The sequence below is a fragment of the Streptomyces thermocarboxydus genome (assembly GCF_024760485.1).
In the GTDB taxonomy this organism is placed as follows: Bacteria; Actinomycetota; Actinomycetes; order Streptomycetales; family Streptomycetaceae; genus Streptomyces; species Streptomyces cellulosae.
The window spans coordinates 3813177-3829789 of the sequence record NZ_CP058273.1 but is presented as its reverse complement, the minus strand read 5'-3'; the positions used below and the strand labels follow the sequence as shown (position 1 = coordinate 3829789).

15 protein-coding genes are annotated in these 16613 nt (G+C 73.1%); 5 read left to right on the top strand and 10 right to left on the bottom strand.

Features of this window, described 5'->3' with window-relative positions:
- Positions 1-203 precede the first annotated feature (203 nt).
- Together AY578_RS17700 and AY578_RS17695 are read right to left on the bottom strand one after the other, a co-directional pair.
- Positions 204-1193, bottom strand: a complete 990-nt coding sequence (locus AY578_RS17700) for an NAD(P)-dependent alcohol dehydrogenase (protein ID WP_028959507.1) — start codon at positions 1191-1193, stop codon at positions 204-206.
- Positions 1194-1304: 111 nt separating this feature from the next.
- Positions 1305-1949: a TetR/AcrR family transcriptional regulator gene (locus AY578_RS17695; RefSeq protein ID WP_370878992.1), complete on the bottom strand. Its 645-nt coding sequence runs from the start codon at positions 1947-1949 to the stop codon at positions 1305-1307.
- Positions 1950-2189: 240 nt separating this feature from the next.
- On the opposite strand from AY578_RS17695, the gene AY578_RS17690 reads away from it, so the two are divergent.
- Entirely contained in the window at positions 2190-4064 is a 1875-nt protein-coding gene (locus AY578_RS17690; protein WP_258907385.1) for an NAD-binding protein, read from the top strand.
- 139 nt (positions 4065-4203) lie between these two features.
- On the opposite strand, the gene AY578_RS17685 is transcribed toward AY578_RS17690, so the two are convergent.
- Positions 4204-6051, bottom strand: coding sequence for a S9 family peptidase (locus AY578_RS17685; protein WP_258902968.1), 1848 nt, complete (start codon positions 6049-6051; stop codon positions 4204-4206).
- A 212-nt stretch (positions 6052-6263) separates the two neighbouring features.
- On the opposite strand from AY578_RS17685, the gene AY578_RS17680 reads away from it, so the two are divergent.
- Positions 6264-7181: an SURF1 family protein gene (locus tag AY578_RS17680; protein WP_258902967.1), complete on the top strand. Its 918-nt coding sequence runs from the start codon at positions 6264-6266 to the stop codon at positions 7179-7181.
- Here AY578_RS17680 and AY578_RS17675 read toward each other — a convergent pair.
- The 4 genes from AY578_RS17675 to AY578_RS17660 all read right to left on the bottom strand — a co-directional run bounded on the left by AY578_RS17675 (position 7148) and on the right by AY578_RS17660 (position 12174).
- Complete coding sequence (locus tag AY578_RS17675) at positions 7148-8695, bottom strand: hypothetical protein (RefSeq protein ID WP_258902966.1); 1548 nt, start codon at positions 8693-8695, stop codon at positions 7148-7150. The genes AY578_RS17680 and AY578_RS17675 overlap by 34 nt on opposite strands.
- Complete coding sequence (locus AY578_RS17670; protein WP_019524305.1) at positions 8692-9267, bottom strand: SigE family RNA polymerase sigma factor; 576 nt, start codon at positions 9265-9267, stop codon at positions 8692-8694. The genes AY578_RS17675 and AY578_RS17670 overlap by 4 nt, the downstream gene beginning before the upstream one ends.
- A gap of 547 nt (positions 9268-9814) precedes the next feature.
- Positions 9815-10897 (bottom strand): aspartate-semialdehyde dehydrogenase, encoded by a 1083-nt coding sequence (locus tag AY578_RS17665; protein ID WP_028959511.1) that lies wholly within the window; start codon positions 10895-10897, stop codon positions 9815-9817.
- Entirely contained in the window at positions 10897-12174 is a 1278-nt protein-coding gene (locus tag AY578_RS17660) for an aspartate kinase (protein ID WP_019524303.1), read from the bottom strand. The genes AY578_RS17665 and AY578_RS17660 overlap by 1 nt, the downstream gene beginning before the upstream one ends.
- A gap of 382 nt (positions 12175-12556) precedes the next feature.
- On the opposite strand from AY578_RS17660, the gene AY578_RS17655 reads away from it, so the two are divergent.
- Both AY578_RS17655 and AY578_RS17650 read left to right on the top strand, forming a co-directional pair.
- The gene (locus AY578_RS17655; RefSeq protein WP_258902965.1) at positions 12557-12844 is read left to right on the top strand and encodes a hypothetical protein; all 288 of its coding nucleotides are present in this window, start codon (positions 12557-12559) and stop codon (positions 12842-12844) included.
- A gap of 7 nt (positions 12845-12851) precedes the next feature.
- Complete coding sequence (locus tag AY578_RS17650; RefSeq protein WP_215188474.1) at positions 12852-13469, top strand: ankyrin repeat domain-containing protein; 618 nt, start codon at positions 12852-12854, stop codon at positions 13467-13469.
- 26 nt (positions 13470-13495) lie between these two features.
- Here the strand turns inward: AY578_RS17650 and AY578_RS17645 are convergent, their stop codons facing one another.
- The 3 genes from AY578_RS17645 to AY578_RS17635 all read right to left on the bottom strand — a co-directional run bounded on the left by AY578_RS17645 (position 13496) and on the right by AY578_RS17635 (position 15160).
- Positions 13496-14155, bottom strand: a complete 660-nt coding sequence (locus AY578_RS17645; protein WP_019524301.1) for a DUF5063 domain-containing protein — start codon at positions 14153-14155, stop codon at positions 13496-13498.
- On the bottom strand, positions 14148-14747 hold the full coding sequence (gene recR / locus AY578_RS17640; protein WP_019524300.1) for a recombination mediator RecR: 600 nt from the start codon (positions 14745-14747) through the stop codon (positions 14148-14150). Before recR ends, AY578_RS17645 begins: the two co-directional genes overlap by 8 nt.
- Before the next feature lie 71 nt (positions 14748-14818).
- Positions 14819-15160: a YbaB/EbfC family nucleoid-associated protein gene (locus AY578_RS17635; protein ID WP_026243735.1), complete on the bottom strand. Its 342-nt coding sequence runs from the start codon at positions 15158-15160 to the stop codon at positions 14819-14821.
- Between the two features lie 322 nt (positions 15161-15482).
- Between AY578_RS17635 and AY578_RS17630 the strand changes: the two genes are divergently transcribed.
- Positions 15483-16226: an SLATT domain-containing protein gene (locus AY578_RS17630; protein ID WP_019524298.1), complete on the top strand. Its 744-nt coding sequence runs from the start codon at positions 15483-15485 to the stop codon at positions 16224-16226.
- The last annotated feature ends 387 nt before the right edge of the window (positions 16227-16613 follow it).

Here is a 16613-nt window from a genome sequence, read left to right as displayed (position 1 = left end):
GACTCCTTCCGACCGATTCGGCGCCCCACGCGCGCTCCAGGCGGCAGCGGGGGGCGGGAAAGGCGTGGTGATCACACCCTCACCCGACGCGCGCGCCTACGCCATCCGTGTCGGCACCCAGAGACAGGGGGGGGCGGCACCCGCACGGATGACGCCGGACGTGGGTGTCGTCCCCTATGTCCGGGCGGCTCCCGCGCCCCCGCTCACCTCACGGCGAGGACCGTCTTGCCGAGCGCGTGGCCCCGCTCGACGTGGCGCACGGCCTCGGCGGCGTCCTTCAGAGGGAGCGTGCGGCCGATCACCGGGGTGAGCCGCCCGGACGCGACGAGCTCACTCACGGCGGTGAGGTCCTCCCGCGTCGGGCCGGACGGGGCCGACGGGACGATCACGGCCAGCCGTTGCCGCACCACGACGTTCAGGGCGACCACGCGCAGCATCCCGCCGATCGCGCCGAACACCCGCCCCGGCGTCCCTCCGCCGTTCGCCACCAGCGTGCCCGCCGGGGTCAGCGCCCGGCGTACCCGGGACGGCGGCAGGTTGCCGACGTTGTCGAGGATCACGTCATGGCGCCGGCGTCCGTCCGTCCAGTCCTCGCGGGCGTGGTCGACGACGTATGCGGCGCCGAGCGAGCGCACCAGGCCGGCCTTGTCCGCGCCGCACACGCCGGTGACTTCCGCCCCCAGCGACACGGCCACCTGCACGGCGAACGTGCCGACGCCTCCGCCCGCCCCGTTGACGAGGACGCGCTGCCCGGCCCGGACCCGCCCCACCGTGCTGATGCCGCGCAGCGCGGTCACCGCCGCCATCGGGACGGCCGCCGCCTGCTCGAAGGTGAGGCTCTCGGGCTTGGGGACGAGGAGGTCCGGGGTGGTGACGGCGTACTCGGCGAAAGCTCCGGGGCAGAAGCCCAGCACCGCGTCACCGGGGCTCAGACCCGGCACCCCGGGGCCGACCGCCGCCACCTCACCCGCCGCGTCGATCCCGGCCACCCGCTGCTTCGGGCGGGTCAGGCCGATCCCTCCGAGCAGCCGGGCCGCGTAGGGGTCGCCGCGCAGCATGTGCCAGTCGTACGGGTTGACCGCGGCGGCGTGCACGCGCACCAGCACCTGTCCGTCGGCCGGTTCGGGACGGTCCACGTCCGCGAGCCGCAAAGTGTCCGGGGGACCGAAACGGTCCTGGACGATCGCCTTCATCCTGTCGCCTCCATCGCACCGGGGGTGGATGTGGGGGGTGGGTGTACGGCGTACACCTCTCATCATGGGTGTACGCCGTACACCTGGCAAGGGGTCGCGCGGCCGTGCGCTTCAGTCGGCAGTGGCGGCTGCGTTGCGAAGGCGTTCGAGGCCGTCCAGGGTCAGGTCGAGTGCGAACTCGAACTCGTACTGGTCGTCACAGCCGCCGCCGACGACCGACCCGGCCTCGTGCGCGACCGCGCCGGCCAACTCGGCGATGTTCGGGTAGCGCGCGGCCATCTCCTCCGGCGGAGGCGAGGAGGCGGCGGCGGAGGACGGGGAGTCGGTGAACAGCTCCTGGGAGAAACCCATCAGTCTGCTCCCCATGACGTGCATCGCATGGTGGACGAGGTCGAGCGAGAACCCGCCGGCGCGGAACACGCCGATCATCCCGTCCAGGTAGGCCATCACCGCGGGCGTCGGGGCGGGGCGCTCCTTCATCCGCGTCTCGATGACCGCGGGTGCCCACGGGTGGCGCAGCAGCATGCGGCGGGCCGACAGCACCCGCAGCCGGACGGTGCTCCGCCAGTCCGCGCCCTCGACCGGCGGGTCGATCTCGCCGACCACGGTGTCGATCATGCCGTCGAGCAGCTCGTCCTTGTTCGCCACGTGCTTGTAGAGCGCCATGGGGACGACGCCGAGCCGCTGGGCGATCTTCCGCATGCTGAGCGCGTCCGCCCCGCCCTCGTCCGCGAGGGCGACAGCGGCGGACAGCACCCGCTGCCGGCTCAGAGGCGTACGGGACCGGCGGGCCGGGTCGGGCTGACCGGGCAACTCCCCCACACCTCTCCCTCGTCGACGTACGCACCGCACGTCCCGGTGTACGGCGTCCGCCTCAGGCGTGCGCCCGTCATGCTAGTCGTGCGCCCTGGAACCACACGTCATGATCAGGCAGTCTTCTGCCCTGTGGTGAGCCTCCTTCCCAACCCCGCCCCGCCCAGCGATCCGTCCGCCCACATGGTGGTGTGCGGCGACGACGGGCTGGCGCACCGCCTCGCCGCCGAACTGCGGGGCGTGTACCGGGAACAGGTGGTGCTCGTCGTACCGCCCTCACGGCTCACCCCGCCCCAGCCGATGGCCGGACGCGCCCGGGCCGCCTCCGCGGCGCTGTTCGGCCGGATGGTGACCGCCGTCAACCGCGGCACCGGCGGCTCCGACGACACCCTCGTCCCCGACGAACGGCTGATGGAGGCCGCCGAGCCCACCGAGGCCGTGCTCGCCGACGCGGGCGTGGACCGGGCCGCCGCGCTCGCCCTCGTCTACGACGACGACGAGACCAACATCCGTGCCGCGCTGACCGCCCGCCGGCTCAACCCCCGGCTGCGTCTGGTCCTGCGCCTCTACAACCGGCGGCTCGGCCAGCACATCGAGGAACTCCTCGACCAGGCCGCCGAACTGGCGGGCGGCTCGGCCGCGGGACGCGGGGGTCACGGCGCCGACATCGCCACCACCGTGCTGTCCGACGCCGACACCACCGCGCCCGCGCTCGTCGCCACCGCCCTCGTCGGCACCAGCAAGGTCGTCGACGCGGAGGGGCTGCTGCTGCGCGCGGTCGAGCGCCGGCCGCCGCGGCCCGGAGAGGTGGCCGACCCGGGGCTGTGCACGCTGGCGCTGCTCTCCGCCACCAGCAACGACCCGGCGGGCGCGGAGGGTTCGGAGGACAGTGGCGACGGGCCTCAGATGCTGCCGGACGCGGAGGCGGTGGCGGCGGCGACCGGGCGCGGCACGGTGGTGCTGGAGCAGGTGTCGTACTCCGGTCCCCCGCTGCCGGCCCGGCGCACCGGGGTGATGCCGTTCGCCTCGCTGTTCTCGGCGCGGCTGCGCTGGTCGCTGGCGGGGCTGGTGGCCGCGGTGGTGGCGCTCGCGGTGGCGCTGATCGTGGTGACCGACGACCATCCGCTGCACGCCATCTACATCACGCTGCTCGACCTGTTCGCCATCAACGAGCCCGCGATCGGGGCGCCGACCGGGCAGCAGATACTCCAACTGCTGTCCGGGCTGGTCGGATTGCTGCTGCTGCCGGTGCTGCTGGCCGCGGTGCTGGAGGCGCTGGGCACCTTCCGCACGGCCTCCGCGCTGCGGAAACCGCCGCGCGGGCTGAGCGGGCACGTGGTGCTGCTGGGGCTCGGCAAGATCGGCACCCGGGTGCTGACCAGGCTGCGTGAACAGGACATCCCCGTGGTGTGCGTGGAGGCCGACCCCGAGGCGCGGGGCATGGCCGTCGCCCGGCGGTTACGCGTACCGGTCGTCGTCGGGGACGTCACGCAGGAGGGCGTCCTGGAGTCGGCGAAGATCCACCGCGCGGACGCGCTGCTCGCGCTGACCAGCATCGACACCACCAACCTGGAGGCCGTCCTCTACGCCCGCTCCGTACGCCCCGACCTGCGGGCGGTGCTGCGGCTGTACGACGACGACTTCGCCAAGGCCGTCTACCGGACGCTGCGCACCGCCCACCCGGCCGCGCTGACCCGGAGCCGGTCCGTGTCCCACCTGGCCGCGCCCGCCTTCGCCGGGGCGATGATGGGCCGCCAGATCCTGGGGGCCATCCCCGTGGAGCGGCGGGTGCTGCTGTTCGCGGCGGTCGTCGTCGACGGGCATCCGCAGCTGGAGGGGCGCACGGTCGCGGAGGCGTTCCGGCCGGGCGCCTGGCGGGTGCTGGCCCTGGACACGGCCGCCAGGGGCGACCACACGGGCACCGAACCGCCGGGCTCCGGCCTGGTGTGGGACCTCCCCCACACGTACGTCCTGCAGACGGGCGACCGCGTGGTCCTGGCGGCGACCCGGCGGGGGCTCGCGGAACTGCTGGGGAGGCGGACGCGGAGTACGCGGTGAGCCCGACCCGACGGGACGGACACCGGGGCCGCCGCGCGCCCCCGCGCCAACGGTGCCCGTCCCCACATGACGGGGTGTGCGGGAGCCGCCGCGCGCCGAGGGGTGAACCCGGACTCCCCCGGCGCGCGGGACGCGCCCGTCACTTCGGCAGGTGCCGCTCCGCGAAGTCCAGCTCCAGGCGGATCTGCTTGATCCGCTCGTCCACCACCAGCGAGCCGTGCCCCGCGTCGTAGCGGTAGACCTCGTGGACCGCGTCGCGCGACTCCAGCCGCTTCACGTAGTTCTCGATCTGCTGGATCGGGCAGCGCGGGTCGTTCACGCCCGCCGAGATGTAGACCGGGGCCTTCACCTGGTCGACGTAGGTGATCGGGGACGACGCCTCGAAGCGCTCCGGGACCTCCTCGGGCGTGCCGCCCAGCAGGGTGCGGTCCATGGCCTTCAGCGCTTCCATCTCGTCGTGGTACGCCGTGACGTAGTCCGCGACCGGGACCGCCGCGATGCCCAGCGCCCAGTACTCCGGCTGCGTGCCGAGGCCCAGCAGGGTCAGATAGCCGCCCCAGGAGCCGCCGGTGAGGATCAGCCGGCCCGGGTCGGCCAGGCCGGAGGAGATGGCCCACTCGCGGACCGCCGCGATGTCCTCCAGCTCGATCAGGCCCACCCGGTGCTTCAGGGCGTCCGTCCAGGCGCGGCCGTACCCGGTGGAACCGCGGTAGTTGACGCGGACCACCGCGTAGCCGTGGTCGACCCAGGCCGCCGGGCCCGCCGCGAAGGAGTCGCTGTCGTGCCAGGTCGGGCCGCCGTGGATGTCGAAGACGGTGGGCAGCGGGCCGGTCGCGCCGGCCGGCTTCTGCACGAGCGCGTGGATGCGGCCGCCCGGGCCGTCCACCCACACGTCCTCCACCGGCACCGAGCCGGGCGACTTCATGCCGGGCGGGTCCAGGACGACACCGCCGGACGTGGAGCGCACCGCCGGCGGCTGCGCGGCCGACGACCACAGGTACTCGACGCTGCCGTCGGGCCGGGCCGTGGCGCCGGAGACCGCGCCGCGCGGCGTGGGGATCTTCTCCAGCCGGCGCCCGGCGAGGTCGTAGCGGAAGAGCTCGCCGCGCGCCTCGAAGCCGTGCGCGATGAGCAGGGCGCTGCCGTCCGGGTACCACTCGGCGCTGACGTCGCCGGGCAGGTCCAGCTCCAGATCGGTCTCCTCGCCCGTCGCCACGTCCCACACCATCGGCTCCCAGCGTCCGCGCCGCTGGTGCCCGATGAGCAGCCGGGTGTCGCCCGCCACGGGCGCGAAGCCCAGCACCTCCAGGCCGAGCTCCTCGGTGCCGCCGCGGGTGTCGTCCAGCTCGGCGACCGTCGTGCCGTCGGGGCGCATCACGCGCAGCGCGGAGTGCATCGCGTCCCCGTGCTCCGTGTGCTCCACGGCGATCAGCGAGCCGTCGTGGGAGAGGTCGCCGACGCCCGCCGACTCACGGTGCCGGTACAGCTCCACCGGCGCCTCGCCCGTACGCACCAGGTGGATCGTCGTGCCGTCCTCGTCGGTGGAGCGGCCGACGACCGCCGTGCGGCCGTCGCGGCCGAGGGCGAGGCCCGCCGGGTACGAGGGGTCCAGGCCCGGGGCGGCCAGCTCGTCCTCGCCGCCGGAGAAACGCTGCCGGCGCCAGACGCCGAACTCGTCGCCGTCCTTGTCGTCGAACCACCAGATCCACTCGCCGTCCGGGGAGAGCACCCCGTCCGTCGTGCCGTTCGGCCGGTCCGTCACCTGGCGCTGCTCACCGGTGGCCCGGTCCCAGGCGTACAGCTCGTACGTCCCTGTCGCGTTCGACACGAACAGGGAACGGTCGGGGGCGTCCTCCGCCCAGTCGGGGAGGGACACCCGGGGTGCGCGGAAGCGCTTCTCCCAGTGCGGCATCTCCCCGGTCTGCTGCACTCGCTCGGTCTGGTGGTCCGCCCGGTCCGGCGCGTCGGACCCGTTGCTCTCAGTCATGACCCCATACTGCCCGTCCGGACGGGCATCGCGCGTCCTCGGTCCCCAGCCTGTGGACAACTTCCTGCGGAACTTCCACCGGACCCTTCACACGATGTGACGACCGGACCGCGCACAGCCCGTCACCGGACGCCCGCGCAGGCCCTCCGAGGGCCGTTCCCCAGCCCACCCCGAGAGAGGGGAACCGTCCGCGGGCCCGTACCGTTGAGGGCGTGTACCGGTTTCTGCTGACTCCGCGCTGGTGGGCGATCAACGTCTTCCTGCTGCTCTCGATCCCCTTCTGCGTGTTCATGGGGTCCTGGCAGCTCGGCCGGTTCGAGGACCGGGTGGACAACCACCGCCAGGCGGAGGCGCAGGTCGCCGACGCCAAGAAGGACACGCCACGGCCGCTGGACGACCTGCTGCCCGTCACCAAGGCCACCTCCGGCAAGCAGGCCACCGCGACCGGCCGGTACGACAGGCAGCTCCTGGTCCCCGGCCGCGCGCTGGACGACAAGGACGGCTACTACGTCCTGACCTTGCTGCGCACCGACAGCGGCCGCGCCCTGCCCGTCGTCCGCGGCTGGCTGCCCGGCGAGCCCGACCCGGCGAAGGCGCCCGAGCCGCCCGCCGGCGAGGTCACCGTCACCGGAGCGCTCCAGGCCTCCGAGACGCCCGGCAGCAACGGCGTCACCGCCCGCACCGGCCTCCCGGAGGGCCAGACCGCCGCGATCAGCGCGGCCTCCCTGATCAACCTCGTCCCGTACGACGTCTACGACGCCTGGGTCACGCTGAACAAGGGCGACTCAGGCATGCGCGCGGTCCCCGCCTCCGCGCCCGGCGGCACCGGCCTCGACCTGAAGGCGTTCCAGAACCTCGGCTACACCGCTGAGTGGTTCGCCTTCGTCGGCTTCGCGCTCTTCATGTGGTTCCGTCTGTTCCGCCGCGAGGTGGAGCTCGCTCGCGACGCGGAGCTGGGGATCCTGCCGGAGGCGGCGGAGGCCGGGGCGGAGCCGAAGGCCGGGGCGGCCGGCGGCGGGAAGCCCGGTGACGCCGACGGGGGCGACGCTGACGCCGACGGCCCCGACGCAGGCGACGACGGTGACGACGCCCCGCGTCAGGCGGCCGGTGTGAGCAGCCCCGTCCAGTAGACCGTTCCCGCGCAGGCGTTGGTGACCGTGGCGGTGGCCGCGCCGCCCGTGGACGTCGTGTAGGTCACCGCCACGCTGCCCTCGGTGCCGCCGTCCTCGCGGATGAGCTGGGTCGTCGTGCCGGGGGCGGCGCCCGTGCCGGTGGACGCGCCGGTCGTGTTCGTCGGTTCTCCGGTCGGGGTGGGGTCCGCCGAGGGGCCGCCGGTGCCACCGCCCGCGGTGTCGCCGGGGACCGGGCAGGTCTCCGACGGCACCCACGCGAACCGCACCTCGTACGCCTCACCCGGCTTCAGGACCAGGGCCGCCGCCTCCAGCGACGGGTCCGGCAGGGCGGCCGCCGCGTCGCCCGCGACATGCCGGGCCGTGCCGATCTTCGCCGCGTCCGCCGCGCCCTGCGGGGTCGCGCTCACGCCGCCCGCGCCCTCGACGGCGCATGTCGCGCCCGAGACGTTGGTGACCCGGAAGGAGCCGTAGACCGCGCCCGCCGAGTCGGGGGCCGCGGTGCTCGCGCCGGCCGGGCCGAGCTGGGCGGCGGTGCAGGCGGGGGCGTCCGCCTGGGCTCCGGCCGAGGGGTCACCGCCCTCGGACGCGCCCGTGCTCGTACCGGTGCTCGCGCCGGCCTTGTCCCCCTCCTTCGTGGGGTCCTTCTTGTCGCCGCCGACCTCGTCGGAGGCGCCGCCCGCGGTGGTCTCGCCGTTGCCGGCGTCCTTGCCCTGGCCGGTGCCGCCCTGGGCCTGCGAGGCGTGGCCGACGGCGGACGGGTTGGCGTCCGAGCCGGAGGTGCTGGAGACGTGGACCAGCGCGGGGACGGCCGTGCCGAGGAAGAGGGCCGCCGCGGCCGCTCCGACGAGTGCCTGGCGTTTGCGCGCGCGGCGGGCGGGGACCGCCCGGCGCAGGTAGTCCAGGGTGCCGTCGCTCGGCTCCACGTCCTGGACGGCCTGGTGCAGCAGGGTGCGCAGATGCAGCTCGTCCGAGTCGAGCCCGTCGGGGCTCTGTTCGTCCCGGCCGTCGTTCACAGTTCCGTTCCCAGCGTGCGTGTGTGTCGGGTTCTGCCCGTGCGGTGTCACGAGCGCGCGCAGCCGCGCGAGCCCGTCCCCCTCGGGCACGCCCCCGTGCTCCGGATCCCGTACGGGTTCCGGACGCCGGTCCGCGGCGTCCGGCTCCGGGTCGTCCGCGTCCTCGGCCTCCGTTTCCGGTGCGCAGTCGTCCGCGTCCTCGGCCATCGGCCGTGGCTCGGAGTCGCCCCCGTCCTCGGCCTCCGGTTCCGGTGCGGTGTCATCCTCCCCCACCGCGAACGCGGAACGTCCGGATCCGGCCGTACAGCTGTCCGTGCCCTCCGAGCTGTCCAAGCCCTCCGAGCTGTCCAAGCCCTCGGAGCTGTCCCAGCCGTCAGAGCTGTCCGCGGGCTCGTGGCCGCCCGTCGCGGGGTCCTCCGCGCCGCCGGAGGAGCCCCGCGAGCCCTCGGGCTCGCGTTCCTCGGGGCGCGGGTCCCGCGCGTCCTGGCCGTCGCTCATGCCGACGCCTCCATGGCCACCCGCAGCGCGGCGATGCCGCGTGAGCCGTACGCCTTGACCGAGCCGAGCGAGATGCCGAGCGTCTCGGCGACCTGGGCCTCCGTCATGTCCGCGAAGTAGCGCAGCACCAGCACCTCGCGCTGGCGGCGCTGAAGCCCTTTCATCGCCTTGATGAGGGAGTCGCGTTCGAGCTGGTCGTACGCGCCCTCCTCCGCGCTCGCCATGTCGGGCATGGGCTTGGACAGCAGCTTCAGCCCGAGGATGCGGCGGCGCAGCGCGCTGCGGGACAGGTTGACGACCGTCTGGCGCAGGTAGGCCAGGGTCTTCTCCGGGTCGCGGACGCGTTTGCGGGCGGAGTGGACGCGGATGAACGCCTCCTGGACGACGTCCTCGCAGGAGGCCGTGTCGTCGAGGAGCAGCGCGGCGAGGCCCAGCAGCGAGCGGTAGTGCGCGCGGTAGGTCTCGGTGAGGTGGTCGACCGTGGTGCCGGCCGCCACGGTCTCGTCGGCGCCGTCACGCTGACCGGGGATGCGGGCGGGCCGCGCTGCGGGCATGGGCGCGATCACCGGCATGCCACCGGACGCGCCGGCCACGCGGGGCCGGAGCGTGCCGCGAGGCGGCCGGAACGCCGTGCCACGGGGCGCTGTGAAGTCGAGTACCTCTGCCACGCCAGTTGGACACGCTTCCCCCCGTAAGGGTTGTACGTGCCGGGCGTCACGTCTGCGCCGACCCGTGCCGTCCACCGCCCACCCGCGTCGGGCAGCACCACCGACAGCGCATCGAATGCCCTCATGCGTCCCGCTCTTCCCCTGTGTTTCATATGTACGGACGTCCCCACGCCCGGCTCCAGACGTCCCCACGTCCGAAAAAGCAGCGTCCCCAAGTCCCGGATAAGGGTGACCGCAAAGACGCTCCCCGCCCTCCGCTCGGTTGCGGCTGGCGGGGAGGTGAATCCTCGTCTGCAATCCTCGGCCCAGGAAGTTGCATGTTCAAGTGGCTTGGACCGACCGGCCCGGCGCACAGGCCCCTCCCGGCGCACAGGCACCTCACAGATCCTACAAATGAATCCTCTGTGATCCAGGACTTTTCCGTCCGGCCGCCGGGCGGCGCAGGCGCGCGTCAGGCGCCCCGGAGCTCCGCCGCCACCAGCTCGGCGATCTGCGCGGTGTTGAGCGCGGCGCCCTTGCGCAGGTTGTCCCCGCACACGAAGAGCTCCAGCGCCGTGGGGTCGTCCAGGGCCCGGCGCACCCGGCCCACCCAGGTGGGGTCGGTGCCGACGACGTCGGCGGGCGTCGGGAACTCCCCGGCGGCCGGGTTGTCGAAGAGGACCACGCCGGGGGCGGTCGCGAGGATCTCGCGCGCCTTGTCGACGGTGACCTCGCCCTCGAAGCGGGCGTGGACGGTGAGGGAGTGCACGGTGACCACGGGGACGCGGACGCAGGTGACGGCGACCGGCAGGGTGGGCAGGCCGAGGATCTTGCGGGACTCGTCCCGCACCTTCATCTCCTCGGACGACCAGCCGTCCTCGCGCAGCGACCCGGCCCACGGCACGACGTTCAGCGCGACGGGCTCCGGGAACGGCCCGGTGTTGTCGCCCACGGCCCGCCGTACGTCGCCGGGGTGGGTGCCCAGTTCCGTGCCGGCGACCAGGGAGAGCTGTTCTCGCAGGGTCCGCACACCGGCCTGACCGGCGCCGCTGACCGCCTGGTACGACGAGACGACCAGCTCGCGCAGGCCGAACTCGGCGTGCAGCGCGCCGAGCGCGACGATCATCGACAGGGTGGTGCAGTTGGGGTTGGCGACGATGCCGCGGGGGCGGCTGCGCACCGCGTGCGGGTTGACCTCGGGGACGACCAGTGGCACGTCCGGGTCCATGCGGAAGGCGCCGGAGTTGTCGACGACGACCGCGCCGCGCGCGGCGGCGACGGGCGCCCACTCGGCGGAGACCTCGTCGGGCACGTCGAACATGGCGACGTCGACCCCGTCGAAGGCGTCCTCGGTGAGCGCCACGACCTCGACCTCCTCGCCGCGCACGGCCAGCTTGCGGCCGGCCGAGCGCGGGGAGGCGATGAGCCTGATCTCGCCCCAGACGTCCGCGCGCTGGGACAGGATCTGGAGCATGACCGTGCCGACGGCCCCGGTCGCTCCCACGACCGCGAGCGTCGGCCGCCCGGAACGTCCGGGTCCTGCGGTCCCGGTCATCAGCGGCCGGTGCCTCCGTAGACCACGGCCTCGTCGCTGTCGGAGTCGAGCCCGAAGGCGGTGTGCACGGCGCGCACGGCCTCCGGCACGTCGTCCTTGCGGGTCACGACCGAGATGCGGATCTCGGAGGTCGAGATCAGCTCGATGTTCACACCGGCGTCGCTGAGCGCGGTGAAGAAGTCGGCGGTGACTCCGGGGTTGGTCTTCATACCCGCGCCGACCAGGGAGATCTTGCCGATCTGGTCGTCGTAGCGCAGGGAGTCGAAGCCGATGGCGCCCTTGTTCTTCTCCAGGGCGTCGATGGCCTTGCGGCCCTCGGACTTCGGCAGGGTGAAGGAGATGTCCGTCAGGCCGGTCGACGCGGCGGACACGTTCTGCACGACCATGTCGATGTTGATCTCGGCGTCCGCGATGGTGCGGAAGATCGACGCGGCCTCGCCGGGCTTGTCGGGCACGCCGACGACCGTGATCTTGGCCTCGGAGGTGTCGTGTGCGACACCGGAGATGAGAGCCTGCTCCACCTGCTTGTCCCCTTGCTCGATCGGCTCGCTGCTGACCCACGTGCCCTTGAGTCCGCTGAAGGACGAGCGGACGTGGATCGGGATGTTGTACCGGCGGGCGTACTCCACGCAGCGGTGGAGCAGCACCTTGGAACCGGAGGCGGCCAGTTCGAGCATGTCCTCGAACGAGATCCAGTCGATCTTCCTGGCCTTCTTCACCACGCGGGGGTCGGCGGTGAACACACCGTCGACGTCCGTGTAGATCTCGCACACCTCGGCGTCGAGCGCCGCGGCGAGGGCGACGGCGGTGGTGTCGGAGCCGCCGCGGCCCAGCGTGGTGATGTCCTTGGTGTCCTGGCTGACGCCCTGGAACCCGGCGACGATGGCGATGTTGCCCTCGTCCACCGAGGCCTTGATCCGGCCCGGCGTGACATCGATGATGCGGGCTTTGTTGTGGACCGAGTCGGTGATGACACCTGCCTGGCTGCCGGTGAAGCTCTGGGCGTTGTGGCCCAGGTTCTTGATCGCCATGGCCAGCAGGGCCATGGAGATCCGCTCTCCGGCCGTCAGCAGCATGTCGAGCTCGCGGCCGGCAGGGATCGGGGAAACCTGCTCGGCGAGATCGATCAGCTCGTCCGTCGTGTCGCCCATCGCGGAAACCACGGCGACCACCTGGTGGCCGTTCTTCTTGGCTTCCACGATCCTCTTGGCGACGCGCTTGATGCCTTCGGCATCGGCTACGGAGGAGCCTCCGTACTTCTGCACGACAAGGCCCACGTGCGCTCCTCGCTCAGTCCGTCGTTGTCCACAGTCCGCCCACATATGTGTGCGCTGCGGTCCGCTCAGTCTATCGACGTCCGAAAATCCACCCTTCGCGATATCGCATGGTGAGACATCGGCCGTCCGCGAGGGGCTCCTGCCCAGCCCCACGCCCACCACTCGGAAAAGTGCCCCGCGTCACACCGCACCCGGCTCTTTTCGGTCGGTATCACCCTCACGGCCAGCGGGTGGTTCAGTGCGCAATAACCGTATTTCCGATCGTGTTACGTTCCTGCCGCGTCGAACACACCGGGCCTGACCAGCCAGGTCGACGCGCACAGGCCGCCGTCGCCCGACCGGCGCGGCGGTACGAGGGGCACGTTGCACGGGGGACACATCCATGACCGACCCGGGCACCCCACAGGTGCTGCGGCACCTGTGGGCGTCGCCGGCACTGTTCGTGCTGGGAGCGTTCGTCGCGTTCAACGTCGTCGGAAGCCGGGAGGCGGGGTGGGCCCTGATGGCCGGGGGGCTGTCAGGGCCGGTCGTGGCGCTCGGATGGCAGGCGGTACGACGGGAGCGCCCGGAAACGGCGTTCGTCGTCGTACCGCTGTCCCTGCCGGCGCTGATGACGGTGCTGTTCGCGATCAACGAGGGGTTCCCCGGTATCGGCGCGGGTGGCCCATGATCGGGGCATGACGAATCCTACGGCGAGGTCGGAAACGCTGCCCCTGGCGGCGAAGGACAACCGTCCGGCGGAGGTCGCGCGGCTGCTGGCCTCGGGGGTCGGTGTTGACGCGATCGACCGGGAGGGGCGCTCGGCGCTGGATCTCGCCGTGCAGGAGGGGCACGCGGACGTGGTCCGGCTGCTGCTCGCCGCCGGGGCCGACCCGGAAGGGCGCGCGGGTCCGTACCACGAGCTGACGCCGATGACCGAGGCGGCGATGTTCGGCCGCGCGGCGGTGGTCGAGGCGCTGATCGACGCCGGGGTGTCCACCGGGGCGCAGCGCGTCCGCAGCCCTCACGTGCCGCTGGTGCTCGCAGCGACCTGCGGGCACCCGGACGTCGTGGAACTGCTGCTGGACCGCGGGGCCGACATCGAGGACCGGGACTTCAAGGGGCGGTCGCCTCTGGAGTGGGCCGTCTCGTTCGGGCAGGTCGAAGCGGTGCGGTTGCTGCTCGCACGCGGTGCCGAGCCCACGGAGCGGGCACTGGCGGACGCGCGCAAGGCCGCGGAGGGGACACCGGAGCGGGCCGAGGACCGCGCACTGGTTCTCCGGGCCGTGGAGGCCGCCCGGGCCGGAGGCCGGTGAAGGGCGTGAAGAGCTGCCGGTGACGGTTACTGGACCGGGCGCATGCGCAACGGGGTGCCGATTTCCTCGGCCATGACCCTGCCGGCCTCCGCCTCCAGGGCCTCGTCGCCCAGGCCCTGGTCCGTGTCCAGGCCGTCCAGTTCCGCGAGGGGCTGGTTCAGGCGGACGTGGGCGACGACCGACTGCAGGGCGCGCAGGGCCGCCGACGCCGTGGAGCCCCAGTTGGAGAAGTAGGAGAACTGCCACCACCACAGCGCCTCCGACGTACGGCCGGCCTTGTAGTGGGCCAGGCCGTGGCGCAGGTCGGTGATGACGTCCGTGAGGTCGTCGGAGATGCGGGCCGGGACCGGGGCCTTGCGCGGCTCGTACGGGTCGAAGACCTCGGAGTAGACGTCGATCGGGTCGAGCAGCCGCGCCAGGTTCTCGCGCAGCTGGTCCACGTCCGGCTCGGGGCCCATGTCCGGCTCGTAGCGCTCCTCGGGGACGATGTCCTCGTGGGCGCCCAGCCGGCCGCCGGCCAGGAGCAGCTGGGAGACCTCGAGGAGGAGGAAGGGCACCGCCGAGTCCGGCTCGTCGCCCTTCGCGACCTCCGTGACGGCCACCAGGAAACTCTCGATCTGATCGGCGATCTGGACCGCGAAGTCGTCGGGGTTCTGCTCGGTCGCGTGCAGCGTGGCGTCAGACATCTAGGAGTCGTCTCCCCTCGAAGGCGCGGCCGAGCGTGACCTCGTCCGCGTATTCCAGGTCGCCGCCCACCGGGAGGCCGCTGGCCAGGCGGGTGACCTTCAGGCCCATGGGCTTGATCATGCGGGCGAGGTACGTGGCCGTGGCCTCGCCTTCGAGATTGGGGTCCGTGGCGAGGATCAGCTCGGTGACCGTGCCGTCCGCCAGCCGGGCCAGGAGTTCCCTTATCCGCAGGTCGTCGGGGCCCACCCCGTCGATCGGGCTGATCGCCCCGCCCAGCACGTGGTAGCGGCCGCGGAACTCACGCGTGCGCTCGATCGCGACGACGTCCTTCGGCTCCTCCACGACGCAGATGACCGCGGGGTCGCGCCGGGTGTCGCGGCAGATGTTGCAGTGCTCCTCCTGCGCGACGTTCCCGCAGACCGCGCAGAAGCGGACCTTCGCCTTGACCTCCATCAGCGCCTGCGCCAGACGCCGTACGTCCGTCGGCTCCGCCTGCAGGATGTGGAAGGCGATCCGCTGCGCGCTCTTGGGACCGACGCCGGGAAGCCGCCCCAGCTCGTCGATGAGGTCCTGGACCACGCCTTCGTACAACGGACTGCCGTCCTTCCTGATGTTCCTTCACTACGTACGGTAGAGGGCCGCGGCCCTGCGCAGAAGCCCTCTCAGAAGGGGAGGCCGGGGATGCCGCCCCCGCCGAGGCCCTGGGCCAGCGGGCCGAGCTTCTGCTGCTGCAGCGTCTGCGCGTTCTCGTTCGCCGCCTGGACCGCCGCGACGACCAGGTCCGCGAGGGTGTCGGTGTCCTCCGGGTCCACGGCCTTCGGGTCGATCTTCAGCGCCCGCAGCTCGCCGGAGCCGGTGACGGTGGCCCGCACCAGACCGCCGCCGGCCTGGCCCTCGACCTCCGTGCGCGCGAGCTCCTCCTGGGCCTTGGCCAGGTCCTGCTGCATCTTCTGGGCCTGCTGGAGCAGTTGCTGCATGTTGGGCTGGCCACCACCGGGGATCACGATTCGCTCCTAGGTCGGTACGTCAGGTCTCTGCGTCGGGTCGCGACGGTACGGGTGCGGTGAACGCACCGCTCGGCACGAGCCTACGTGCTCGGGACCGCCGTCGCCCCGGCACTCTTTCGGGTGAGTCCCCTTCGGGGCCCTATACCTGATCACGGCCCCCTTCCGGGCGTAAAAGCGCGCGAACCCCCGACGCGCCCACCCGTTGGGCGGTAGGAAGGGCCCGGCGCGCGAGCACCACGCGTGACCGGCCGGCCGCGCTCGGTGCGCGGAGCGCGGGCGCGCGGGGTCGGTCAGGTCGGTTCAGGAGGGGAGATACCGGGTGGGTCAGCCGGAGATGCAGCCCGAGGGTCGGCCTCACGACGGGCGGGGCGAAGGCGCGGCGGGGCTGCGCCCTGGCGACCCCGTCGGCCGGGCGTTCCCGCTCGGGGACTGGGGGGAGCCGGCCGCGCGGCTGGACGAGCTGTACCGGTGGGTGGAGCGCGGGGCGCTGGACACCGCCGCGTGGTACCTCGAGGACCGGATGTGGAAGCGGCGGTGCGCGTGGGCGCTGCGCGGCGGTACGGCGGTGGGGGCGCTGGCCGGGGCCGCGCTGCCGCTGCTGGATCTGACCGGGGCGGCGGACGGGGTCACGCCGTGGGGGTATCTGGCGCTGCTGGTCGCCGTGGCGTGTGTGGCGGGTGACCGGTTCTTCGGGATGACGTCCGGGTGGATGCGGGACGTGGCGACCGCGCAGGCTGTGCAGCGGCGGCTGCAGGCTTTCCAGTTCGACTGGGCGTCGGAGTGTGTGCGGGAGGTGCTGGGGCCCGCGGAGGGGACGGCCAGTGAGGCCGCGGAGCGGTGTCTGACGGTGCTGCGGCGGTTCACGGAGGACGTGACGGAGCTGGTCCGGGTGGAGACGGCGGACTGGATGATGGAGTTTCGGAGCGGGGCGCCGTTGGGCGTGCGGAACGCCTTGGCCGGCGGGGGGCGGGGGGAGGCTGTCGTTCCGGTGGGACGGTTCGCGGCTTCGGCGAACGGGGCTCGGCCGAACATGCCCCGGCAGCGGCCGCCTGAGGCGCGGTGATGTTTCGCCGGGGGCGGCTTCTCAGACGCGGTGCGTTCACCGGTGCCGGTGTGGGGCTGGGCGGGGGTGTTGCGCAACCCGGCGTGTGCGGGGTGCCGCTGCGCCCACCCGTGCCGCCCCTAGCGGCACGACTGCCCGCAGCTGCGGCGCCCCAAGGGGCGCGGGGAACTGCGCGACCAGCCACGGACCACCCGCACCCGGCGGGCTGACCCTGGCAGCGGTGCCCCTGCAGGGGCGGTGGCGGAAGCACACTCAAGGGGCGCGGGGAACTGCGCGACCAGCCACGGACCACCCGCACCCGGCGTCGCAGGGGTGCCGTCTGCACCCGGCGTTGCAGGGGTGCCGTCTGCGCGCGGCGGCACGGGTGCCCGCAGACGGCGGGGGGAC

Bases quoted from the DNA above. Each gene is read 5' to 3' on its own strand.
- AY578_RS17700 (WP_028959507.1), bottom strand. From the start codon at position 1,193: ATGAAGGCGATCGTCCAGGACCGTTTCGGTCCCCCGGACACTTTGCGG.
- AY578_RS17690 (WP_258907385.1), top strand. From the start codon at position 2,190: ATGGTGGTGTGCGGCGACGACGGGCTGGCGCACCGCCTCGCCGCCGAA.
- AY578_RS17685 (WP_258902968.1), bottom strand. From the start codon at position 6,051: ATGACTGAGAGCAACGGGTCCGACGCGCCGGACCGGGCGGACCACCAG.
- AY578_RS17675 (WP_258902966.1), bottom strand. From the start codon at position 8,695: ATGAGCGACGGCCAGGACGCGCGGGACCCGCGCCCCGAGGAACGCGAG.
- AY578_RS17670 (WP_019524305.1), bottom strand. From the start codon at position 9,267: ATGCCGGTGATCGCGCCCATGCCCGCAGCGCGGCCCGCCCGCATCCCC.
- AY578_RS17665 (WP_028959511.1), bottom strand. From the start codon at position 10,897: ATGACCGGGACCGCAGGACCCGGACGTTCCGGGCGGCCGACGCTCGCG.
- AY578_RS17655 (WP_258902965.1), top strand. From the start codon at position 12,557: ATGACCGACCCGGGCACCCCACAGGTGCTGCGGCACCTGTGGGCGTCG.
- AY578_RS17650 (WP_215188474.1), top strand. From the start codon at position 12,852: ATGACGAATCCTACGGCGAGGTCGGAAACGCTGCCCCTGGCGGCGAAG.
- AY578_RS17645 (WP_019524301.1), bottom strand. From the start codon at position 14,155: ATGTCTGACGCCACGCTGCACGCGACCGAGCAGAACCCCGACGACTTC.